The sequence below is a fragment of the Shinella sp. G-2 genome (assembly GCF_050172695.1).
GTDB lineage: Bacteria > Pseudomonadota > Alphaproteobacteria > Rhizobiales > Rhizobiaceae > Shinella.
Map to the genome: position 1 here is coordinate 19,851 of NZ_JBBEYH010000038.1, position 9,301 is coordinate 29,151.

Below are 9,301 nucleotides of genomic sequence, written 5' to 3' on the forward strand. Positions count from 1 at the left end.
TCAGTAGCTCGCGGGGGCAGAGGGGGCGGATTGGCCGCCAAGCACGGAAAGAATATCGCCGAGCAGGCCCGACGCGCCGAAGCGGAAGGTCTTCGGCGTTGCCCAGCCTTCCCCGAGGATGGAGGCGGCAAGCGCAAGATAGGCTTCGGCATCGCCCACGGTGCGAACGCCGCCCGCCGGCTTGAAGCCCACCGGCTTGCCGCTTTGCCTGATGGCCGTCAGCATGATCTCGGCGGCCGCAAGCGTGGCATTGACGGCGACCTTGCCGGTGGAGGTCTTGATGAAATCGCTGCCGGCGGCAATGGCAAGGTCGGAGGCCTTGCGGATCAGCGCGGCATCCTTGATCTCGCCGGTTTCCAGGATGGTCTTGAGGATGACGGGCGGCGTGCAGGCAGCCTTCACCGCCGTCACCATCTCCGTCACCGCCGCCTCATCACCGGAAAGGAAGGCGCGATAGGGAATGACGAGATCGATCTCGTCGGCGCCGTCGGCGATGGCCTGCCGCGTCTCCGCAATCACATCCGCGACGGCGAGGTCGCCGGAGGGGAAGTTGACGACGGTGGCGATCTTCACCGCGTGGCCTGCGCCGAGAATGCCGCGCGCCTGCGCGACGAAGCGCGGCCAGATGCAGATGGCGGCGGTCGTGCCGAAGGGGGTCTGCGCCTGCGCGCAGAGCTTTTCGATGGCGGCCGCATCGCAGGTGTCGGTCAGATCCGTCAGGTCGAGCAGCGAGAGCGCCTTCTTCGCCGTTTCCTCAAGCATGGTCCTTGCCTCCGCCCGCGATCATTTCGGCGAGGATCGCGGCAAGCCGCTTTCCGCCGATCGGGGCCATGTCCTTGGTTTCGTGATGGCTGAGTTCAGCGCCCGTCATGCCGGCGCCGTAGTTGGTGATGACAGAGGCGGCCGCGACCCTGAGGCCGAGATGGCGCGCGATCAGTACTTCCGGCACCGTCGACATGCCGACGGCATCGGCACCGAAGACGCGCGCCATGCGGATTTCCGCCGGCGTCTCGAAGCTCGGGCCCGAGAACCACATGTAGACGCCGCTCGACAGCGCAATGCCGAGCTTTGCCGCCGCCGCGTCCATGCGGGCGCCGAGATCCGCATCATAGGCATTGGTCATGCCGACGAAGCGGTCGTCGCTGTCGAGGCCGATCAGCGGATTGGTGCCGGAGAAGTTGATATGGTCGGAAATGCGCATTACCGAGCCGGGCGGAATATCCTCGCGCAGCGATCCCGCCGAATTGGTGAGGATCAGCGACGTGACGCCGAGCCCCTTCAGCACCTCGATGGGCGTGCGCATGGCATTGGCGTCGCCCCGTTCGTAGAAATGCACGCGGCCCGAAAGCATGATAACGGGCACACCGCCGAGATGGCCGATGACGAGTTCGCCGGCATGGCCGGAGACGGCGCTGACCGGAAAGCTCGGCAGGTCCGAATAGGGAATGCGCAGCGGGTTCTGCACGGCCTCCACAAGAGAACCGAGGCCGGAGCCGAGCACGATGCCGTAGCGCGGCAGCATGCCGCCGAGGCGCGAGATCAGGAGGTCGGTGGTTTCGCCGCTCATCCGATGACGTCCGTCGCAAAGCCGTGCGGCAGCAGCTCTTCCATGGTCATGGTCTTCTTCACGCCGGTCTCGTCGCACAGATAGATCGACGTCCTTGCCGTCGCAAATTCCGCGATCTTCTGCCGGCAGCCGCCGCAGGGCGGGCAGAGCGGCAGCTTTTCCGCGATGACGGCCATTTCGACGATCTTCTTCGCCCCGCCCATGATCATCTGGCTGATCGCGGTCGGTTCGGCACACCAGCCCTGCGGGAAGGAGAGGTTCTCGATGTTGGCGCCGGCATAGATCTTGCCGTCCTCGGCGCGGATCGCCGCGCCGACGGGGAATTTGGAATAAGGGGCGTGCGCGAAGGCCATGGCCGCGCGCGCCGCCTCGAAGAGGTCGTGGGACATTCCTAGCGCTCCTTCACATAGGGCACGCCGCCGGCCTTCGGCGGAATGGCCTTGCCGATGAAGCCTGCGAGCAGGATCACCGTGAGGATATAGGGCAGCGCCTGCATCAGTTGTACCGGCACCTTGCCGATCAGCGGGAAGGCATAACCCTGGTAGCGGATGGCGAAGGCGTCGAGGAAGCCGAAGAGCAGGCAGGCGAAGAGGATGTTCTTCGGCCGCCACTTGGCGAAGATCAGCGCGGCGAGCGCGATATAGCCCTTGCCGGCCGTCATGCCCTTGGTGAAGCCGGCATTGGCGGCGAGCGACAGATAGGCGCCGGCAATGCCGCAGAGGATGCCGCAGCAGATGACGGCGCGGTAGCGCAGCCAGATCACCGAAATGCCGGCGGTGTCGACCGCGCCCGGATTCTCGCCGACGGCGCGCAGGCGAAGACCGAAGCGCGTGCGGTAGAGGATCCACCAGCTTGCCGGCACCATGAGGAAGGCGAGGTAGGTCAGCGGCGAATGGCCGGAGAGCAGGCCCGAATAGAGCGGACCGAGGATCGGCACCTCACGCACCGCATCGGCGAAGGGCAGCTTGATCGTGCCGAAGCGGCCGTCCGCCGACAGCGCCGGCGTGCGCCCGCCCTGGCGGAACCAGGCTTCGCCGAGGATGACGGTGGAGCCGGCAACGACGAAGTTGATGGCGACGCCCGAGACGATCTGGCTGCCGCGCTGGGTGATCGAGGCATAGCCGTGCACCAGCGACAGCAGCACGGAGACGAGGATGGCGGCGAGAAGCCCCATCGTCACGGACTGGGTGATGTAGGCGACGGAACCGGCGGCGAAGGCCGCGCCCAGCATCTTGCCTTCGAGGCCGATGTCGAAGACGCCGGCCCGTTCGGTGAAGAGGCCGGCAAGGGCGGCGAGGATCAGCGGCGTCGAGACGCGAACGGTCGACTGCGCGAGCTCGATGAAGACCTGAAAGAATTCCATGGATCAGGCTCCCTTGGTGGCGGCGACGTCGCGCGTCTTCGGCGAGAGGCTAAGGACGATGCGCGTGATGGCCGGGCGGAACATGTGCTCGAGCGCGCCGGCGAAGAGGATGACGAGGCCCTGTATGATGACGATCATGTCGCGGGAGATCGACGGCATCTCGAAGGAGATTTCCGCCCCGCCCTGATAGAGCATGCCGAAGAGCAGCGCGGCGGGAATGATGCCCGCCGGATGCGAGCGGCCCATCAGCGCCACGGCAATGCCGACGAAGCCGGCGCCCTGCACGAAATCGAGCTGCATGCGGAACTGCTCGCCCATGATGGGGTTCAGCGCCATCATGCCGGCGAGGCCGCCGGAGATCATCATGGCGATGACGATGATGCGGGCCTCCTTGATGCCGGCATAGCGCGCGGCGGCCGGGCTGTGGCCCATGGTGCGCATCTCGTAGCCGAGCTTCGTGCGCCAGATCAGCACCCAGACACCGAAGGCGGCGAGGAGCGCGAGCAGGAAGGAGATGTTGAACGGCGCGGTGCCGACGGAAAGACCGAAGATCGACATCAGCCAGTCCAGCTTGGGCAACTGGCCGCCGGTATCGAAGGTGCGGGTTTCCAGCGACATGGAACCGAGCGGCTTGAACACCTTGTTGAGCAGGTAGTTCATCAGGCTGGCGGCGATGAAGTTGAACATAATCGTCGTGATGACGATATGGCTGCCGCGCTTGGCCTGCAGCCAGCCGGGGATCATCGCCCAGACCGCCCCGAAGAAGGCGGCGCCGACGATGGCGATGGGGAAGACGAGATACCAGGGCAGCGTGCGGTCGAGTGCGAGGCAGGCGAGCGCGACGCCGATGCCGCCGACATAGGCCTGGCCTTCGCCGCCGATATTGAAGAGGCCGGCATGGAAGGCGACGGCCACGGCAAGGCCGGTGAAGATGAAGGTCGTGGTGTAGTAGAGCGTGAAGCCGATATATTCGCCGCGGCCGAAGGCCCCGTTGATCATGTGGTAGGCGGCCTCGAACGGGCTTTCGCCGACAATGAGGACGACCAGGCCGGAAATCAGGAAGGCGACGGCGAGGTTGACCAGCGGGATCAGGCCGTATTCGGCCCAGGCCGGCAGTTTCGCATAGGGAACACTCATTCCGCGGCCTCCTTCCGGCCTTCCACACCGGCCATCAACAGGCCGAGTTCTCCTTCAGAGGCATCGGGCGCGCGCTCGCCGACGACACGGCCGGCGAACATCACGAGAATGCGGTCGGACAGGGCGCGGATCTCGTCGAGTTCGACCGAGACGAGCAGCACCGCCATGCCCTGGTCGCGCATCTGGATGATGCGACGATGGATGAATTCGATGGCGCCGACGTCGACGCCGCGCGTCGGCTGGCCGATGATCAGCACGTCGGGGCCGCGCTCCATCTCGCGCGCCAGCACGATCTTCTGCTGGTTGCCGCCGGAGAAATTGGCGGTCTTCAGCCGCGGGTTCGGCGGGCGGATGTCGTAGGCGGCGATCTTCTCCTCCGCCTCGGCGCGGATGGCGTCGATGTCGAGCAGCACGCCCTTGCGGTATTTCGGATCGTCGTGATAGCCGAGGATGGCGTTCTCGCTCTCCTCGAACTTCAGCACGAGGCCGACATGGTGCCGATCCTCCGGCACATGGGCGAGGCCGCATTTGCGCAGTTCCGCCGGATCGGCATTGCCCGTCACGTCGACGGGACGGTTGTTGAGAAGCACCGTGCCGGACGTCGCGCGGCGGATGCCGGAGATCGCCTCCAGCAGTTCCGACTGGCCGTTGCCGGCAACGCCGGCAATGCCGACGATCTCGCCCGCGCGGATATCGAAGGAGACGTTGTCCACCATGGTGACGCCGCGGCCGTCGCGCACCGTGAGGTTCTTGACGGAAAGCTTGACGTCGGCTGGCTTGGCCTCGCCCTTCTCGACGCGCAGGAGAACGCGGCGGCCGACCATCAGCTCGGCCAGTTCCTCGACAGAGGTTTCCTTGGTCGTGCGCGTCGCCACCATTTCGCCGCGGCGCATGACGGAAACCTCGTCGGTGATCGCCATGATCTCGCGCAGCTTGTGCGTGATGAGGATGACCGTCTTTCCCTGCTCCTTGAGCTGCTGGAGGATGCGGAAGAGGTGGTCGGCCTCGGCCGGCGTCAGCACGCCCGTCGGCTCGTCGAGAATGAGAATATCGGCCCTGCGGTAGAGCGCCTTCAGGATTTCCACGCGCTGCTGGATACCGACCGGCAATTCCTCGATCACCGCGTCGGGATCGACTTCCAGCGCATATTCCTTCTCCAGCCGCTTCAGCTCGGCCCGCGCCTTGGTGATGCCGGCATTGAGGATCTGGCTTTCCTCGGCGCCCAGCATGATGTTTTCCAGCACGGTGAAGTTCTCGACCAGCATGAAATGCTGGTGCACCATGCCGATGCCCGCGGCGATGGCCGCATTGGGATCGCGGATATTGACCTTCTGGCCGTTGATCAGGATGTCGCCATGGTCGGCCTGGTAGAAGCCGTAGAGGATCGACATGAGGGTGGATTTGCCGGCGCCGTTTTCGCCGATGATACCGTGAATGGTGCCCTTGCGGACCTTCAGGTTGATGTTCCGGTTGGCGTGGACGAGGCCGAAGCTCTTGTCGATGCCCTTCAGTTCGATTGCCAGTTCGCTCATGACGATCCACTCTTACGGGGATTTGGGGCCAGCGGGCGCGGGGCCTGCCGGTCTTAGTCTTGTTGCTTCCGAAGCGCTTGTCCAGTCCGATTGCGGGTTCGCGCGCCCGCCGCTATAGCTCATGCCGCCGGCCCTGACCGACGAGGAAAGCACCGACGAGGAGAGCCATGACCGCATCAGACCTTCCCGACGACCGCAAGGCCGAACGCATCGCCCGCCTTGAAGAGCATATCGCCCATCAGACGAATACGATCGAGGAGCTCTCCGACCAGATCGCCGAACAATGGCGCGTGATCGAACAGCTTCAGTCGAAGCTCGACCGGCTGACGGAACGGTTCCTGACGCTGGAAGCGGGCTCTCTGGAAGCCCCGGCCATTACCCGTCCCCCGCATTATTGAGCGGCAGGGACGGAGCCGGCCCGTCTGCTTTCGCAAACGGGCCGTTCGATGCCCTTAGTAGGGGCAGGTCTCATCCGACATGTAGTCGTGAACCTTGACCGTGCCGGCGATGATGTCGGCGCGGGCCTTGTCGATGGCGGCCTTCATCTCCGGGGTGATGAGCGGCGCGTTGTTTTCGTCCATGGCGACGTCGACGCCATTTTCCTTGAGGCCGAGCACGTTGACGCCCGGCTGGAACTTGTCGTCCTTGGCCGACATGAAGGCGTCGTAGACGGCGACGTCCACGCGCTTGACCATCGAGGTCAGCACCTTGCCCGGCTGCAGGCCATTCTGGTTGGAATCGACGCCAATGCCGAGCTTGCCCGCGTCAGCCGCAGCCTGGAGAACGCCGACGCCCGTGCCGCCAGCGGCGTGGTAGACGACATCAGAGCCCTGGTCGAACTGGGACTTGGCGATTTCGCCGCCCTTGACCGGGTCGTTCCAGGCGTCCGGCGTCGTGCCCGTATAGGCTTCGAGCACGTTGTAGTCCGAGCCGAGGGACTTGGCGCCGCCGATATAGCCGCAGGCGAACTTGTGGATCAGCGGGATGTCCATGCCGCCGACGAAGGAAACCGTCTTCGACTTGGAGGCCATGCCGGCGAGGATACCGGCGAGCCAGCCGCCTTCCTCTTCCTTGAAAACGACCGAGCGGACGTTCGGCTTGTCGAGAACCATGTCGATGATGGCGAACTTGGTGTCCGGATATTCCGCGGCGACCTTCTCAAGCGCTGCGGACCAGGAGAAGCCGGCCATCACGATCGGGTTGTTGCCGTCGCCGGCAAAGCGGCGGAGCGCCTGCTCACGCTGCGCATCGTTGGCGATTTCGAAATCGCGGTATTCGATACCGGTCTCGTTCTTGAACTTTTCGGCGCCGTTGAAGGCCGCTTCGTTGAACGACTTGTCGAACTTGCCGCCGAGGTCATAGATGATCGCCGGCTTGATATCCGCGGCGAGCGCGCTGACCGACATGGCGGCGGTGGCAAGAAGGGTGAGAAGGGTTTTTTTCATTGTGCAGCCCTGTTCGCTATTGATCTTATAGGGACCTTCCGCACAGCGCTTGAAAGAGCGCGCGACGGAGCCACCGACCCTTTCCCTTGGGTCAGGCTGGCGGCATCCTTGCACGGCTCCGGGAAAAATTCACCAGAAATTTTTCAGTTGGTAAAAAATAGGAGCCGCGGCGAACGGGGGTGGGAAACCCCGTTCGCGGCGGCTGCAACCCGTTGAAAAAAAAGGCCGGAACAGCCCGTGGGGCAGGAAACGCCCGTGCCGCGCAGGCCGCAATAGCCGCCCGGATTCTTGGCAAGATACTGCTGGTGCACGTCCTCGGCGAAGTAGAAGGGACCCGCCTTCCCGATCTCCGTAGTGATGCGGTCCGTGCGCCCGGCCGCCGTCAGCGCCGCCTGGTAGACGTCGCGCGCGTGGCGGGCGACCTGAAGGTCCGCCTCGTCGTCGAGATAGACCGCAGAGCGATAGGTGGTGCCGATATCGTTGCCCTGGCGCATGCCCTGCGTGGGATCATGCGCCTCGAAAAAGGCCTTCAGCAGGGTTTCGAGCGATACCTCGGCGGGATCGTAGACGACGAGCACGACTTCGGTATGGCCCGTCAGCCCGGTCGTCGTCTCGTGGTAGGTCGGGTTCGGCGTGAAGCCGCCGGCATAGCCCGCCGCCGTCACCCAGACGCCGGGAATTTTCCACAGCAGCCGTTCGGCGCCCCAGAAGCAGCCCATGCCGAGCAGCACGGTCCTGAAGCCTGCGGGATAGGGCCCCTTGAGCGCCCGCCCGTTGACGAAGTGCGTCGCGGAGGTCGGGATGGGCTCGGGGCGGCCGGGCAGAGCGGCCTCGGGCGCGGGCATGACGGTCTTCTTGTTGAACATGTCGATCAGGAACATCGGGGTCTCCTGCAAGGATCTGGTTTCAGGCGGTGAAGCGGCCTGCGACGGGCGGGCGCTTGTAGGCGATCACCCAGAAGAACAGCGAAACGGCGAGCAGCACCGCAAAGGCCGGCTGGGACAGCACCCACATGGCCGCCGGGTCCCAGGCATAGGGGAACTTGCGCATGATGCCGTCGGCAACGAGCGCGATCGTATCGGGGCTTGCCGTGCTCCAGGCGACGGCGAGCGGCGTCAGAACCGGCTCGGAGGCCGAGACCGACTGGATCGCATCGATCGCGCCGGCCATGACCGCGACGACGAGGGCAACGAGACTGATCGCCTTCAGGATGAACCGTATCACCGCACCCTCCTGGTGCCACTTCCGGGGCCGAATTCGGCCCCGCTTCATTGCTGTCTATAGATAGGAAGACGGCCGGGCTTGCGCAATCCTTCGCCTCGCACGGCATATCCTTCAAAAATCTGTCAGAAAGCGGTTGATCCTTCAGCAAACCTCGGTATATATCGCGCCGTCTCGCCGGAATGGAAACAGGAAAGCGACCCGCGCCGGACTAACCACCGGCAGCGAGCGGACGGACAGGTGGCCGAGTGGTTGAAGGCGCACGCCTGGAACGCGTGTATAGGGGAAACTCTATCGAGGGTTCGAATCCCTCTCTGTCCGCCATCCCCTCCCCAACTCTGCACATCTGCCGCCATCTGGCTGTAATCATCCGCCGCTATATCCCGCGATATCCGGCACGAAGCACTGATTCTGCGTTTCGGTCGGCATGATCAACGCACGTCGGCGGGGTCGGCATGGTCAATATCGCGGTTGCCGGCATCGGCTATGTCGGGCTTTCCAATGCGGTGCTGCTGGCGCAGCACAATGGCGTGGTCGCCTATGACATCACCGATGCGCGCGTTACGGCGCTGAATGCCGGCGTTTCGCCCATCGCAGATGCGGAGATCGAGGACTATCTGCGCACGAAGCCGCTGCATCTGCGGGCAACGACGGACAAGACGGAGGCCTTCGCGGAGGCCGACTTCGTCATCGTGGCGACGCCGACCAATTACGATCCGGACTACAACCACTTCGACACGAGCAGCGTGGAGGCGGTGGTCGAGGACGTGCGGCAGGTCAATGCCAGGGCCACGATCGTCATCAAATCCACCATCCCCGTCGGCTATACGGCCTGGCTGCGCGAGGCGCGCCAGGACGAGCGGATCGTCTTTTCCCCGGAATTCCTGCGCGAGGGCAAAGCGCTCTACGACAACCTGCATCCCTCGCGGATCGTCATGGGGGCGGATACGCCGGAGGCCCGCCAGTTCGCCGGGCTGCTTCAACAGGGTGCGGTGAAGGACGACGTACCGGTGCTCTTCACCGGCTCGGGCGAGGC

At 64.6% G+C, this 9,301-nt stretch carries 9 protein-coding genes, 1 tRNA gene and 2 pseudogenes; 3 read left to right on the forward strand and 9 right to left on the reverse strand.

Annotated elements, in window-relative coordinates; translation table 11 throughout:
- From deoC to V8U06_RS27975, 6 genes are read right to left on the reverse strand one after another with little or no spacing between them, the layout of a single operon-like run.
- Positions 1–762, reverse strand: coding sequence for a deoxyribose-phosphate aldolase (gene deoC / locus V8U06_RS27950; protein WP_427143464.1), 762 nt, complete (start codon positions 760–762; stop codon positions 1–3).
- Positions 755–1,567, reverse strand: a complete 813-nt coding sequence (locus V8U06_RS27955) for a purine-nucleoside phosphorylase (protein WP_427143465.1) — start codon at positions 1,565–1,567, stop codon at positions 755–757. Before V8U06_RS27955 ends, deoC begins: the two co-directional genes overlap by 8 nt.
- On the reverse strand, positions 1,564–1,956 hold the full coding sequence (locus V8U06_RS27960) for a cytidine deaminase (RefSeq protein WP_226920998.1): 393 nt from the start codon (positions 1,954–1,956) through the stop codon (positions 1,564–1,566). Before V8U06_RS27960 ends, V8U06_RS27955 begins: the two co-directional genes overlap by 4 nt.
- A gap of 2 nt (positions 1,957–1,958) precedes the next feature.
- Positions 1,959–2,930 carry an ABC transporter permease gene (locus V8U06_RS27965; protein ID WP_427143466.1) on the reverse strand — a complete coding sequence of 324 codons (972 nt, stop codon included), beginning with the start codon at positions 2,928–2,930 and terminating at the stop codon, positions 1,959–1,961.
- A 3-nt stretch (positions 2,931–2,933) separates the two neighbouring features.
- A complete protein-coding gene (locus V8U06_RS27970; RefSeq protein ID WP_427143467.1) occupies positions 2,934–4,067 on the reverse strand; it encodes an ABC transporter permease in 1,134 nt (377 codons plus the stop codon).
- Positions 4,064–5,599: an ABC transporter ATP-binding protein gene (locus tag V8U06_RS27975; protein ID WP_427143468.1), complete on the reverse strand. Its 1,536-nt coding sequence runs from the start codon at positions 5,597–5,599 to the stop codon at positions 4,064–4,066. The genes V8U06_RS27970 and V8U06_RS27975 overlap by 4 nt, the downstream gene beginning before the upstream one ends.
- A gap of 167 nt (positions 5,600–5,766) precedes the next feature.
- On the opposite strand from V8U06_RS27975, the gene V8U06_RS27980 reads away from it, so the two are divergent.
- Positions 5,767–5,997, forward strand: coding sequence for a SlyX family protein (locus V8U06_RS27980; protein WP_226921005.1), 231 nt, complete (start codon positions 5,767–5,769; stop codon positions 5,995–5,997).
- 54 nt (positions 5,998–6,051) lie between these two features.
- Here V8U06_RS27980 and V8U06_RS27985 read toward each other — a convergent pair whose 3' ends face one another.
- The 3 genes and pseudogenes from V8U06_RS27985 to V8U06_RS27995 form a co-directional block, all read right to left on the reverse strand.
- Positions 6,052–7,044: a BMP family lipoprotein gene (locus V8U06_RS27985; RefSeq protein WP_427143469.1), complete on the reverse strand. Its 993-nt coding sequence runs from the start codon at positions 7,042–7,044 to the stop codon at positions 6,052–6,054.
- Positions 7,045–7,277: 233 nt separating this feature from the next.
- A pseudogene (gene msrA, locus V8U06_RS27990) lies at positions 7,278–7,925 on the reverse strand (peptide-methionine (S)-S-oxide reductase MsrA); the annotation flags it as partial.
- 25 nt (positions 7,926–7,950) lie between these two features.
- Complete coding sequence (locus V8U06_RS27995) at positions 7,951–8,268, reverse strand: hypothetical protein (protein ID WP_226921013.1); 318 nt, start codon at positions 8,266–8,268, stop codon at positions 7,951–7,953.
- Between the two features lie 231 nt (positions 8,269–8,499).
- On the opposite strand from V8U06_RS27995, the gene V8U06_RS28000 reads away from it, so the two are divergent.
- A tRNA-Ser gene (locus V8U06_RS28000) sits at positions 8,500–8,589 on the forward strand.
- A 131-nt stretch (positions 8,590–8,720) separates the two neighbouring features.
- Positions 8,721–9,301: pseudogene (locus V8U06_RS28005) on the forward strand (UDP-glucose 6-dehydrogenase); the annotation flags it as partial.

Excerpts from the sequence above, each read along its gene's own strand:
- deoC (WP_427143464.1), bottom strand. The coding sequence starts at position 762 with ATGCTTGAGGAAACGGCGAAGAAGGCGCTCTCGCTGCTCGACCTGACG.
- V8U06_RS27955 (WP_427143465.1), bottom strand. The coding sequence starts at position 1,567 with ATGAGCGGCGAAACCACCGACCTCCTGATCTCGCGCCTCGGCGGCATG.
- V8U06_RS27960 (WP_226920998.1), bottom strand. The coding sequence starts at position 1,956 with ATGTCCCACGACCTCTTCGAGGCGGCGCGCGCGGCCATGGCCTTCGCG.
- V8U06_RS27965 (WP_427143466.1), bottom strand. The coding sequence starts at position 2,930 with ATGGAATTCTTTCAGGTCTTCATCGAGCTCGCGCAGTCGACCGTTCGC.
- V8U06_RS27970 (WP_427143467.1), bottom strand. The coding sequence starts at position 4,067 with ATGAGTGTTCCCTATGCGAAACTGCCGGCCTGGGCCGAATACGGCCTG.
- V8U06_RS27975 (WP_427143468.1), bottom strand. The coding sequence starts at position 5,599 with ATGAGCGAACTGGCAATCGAACTGAAGGGCATCGACAAGAGCTTCGGC.
- V8U06_RS27980 (WP_226921005.1), top strand. The coding sequence starts at position 5,767 with ATGACCGCATCAGACCTTCCCGACGACCGCAAGGCCGAACGCATCGCC.
- V8U06_RS27985 (WP_427143469.1), bottom strand. The coding sequence starts at position 7,044 with ATGAAAAAAACCCTTCTCACCCTTCTTGCCACCGCCGCCATGTCGGTC.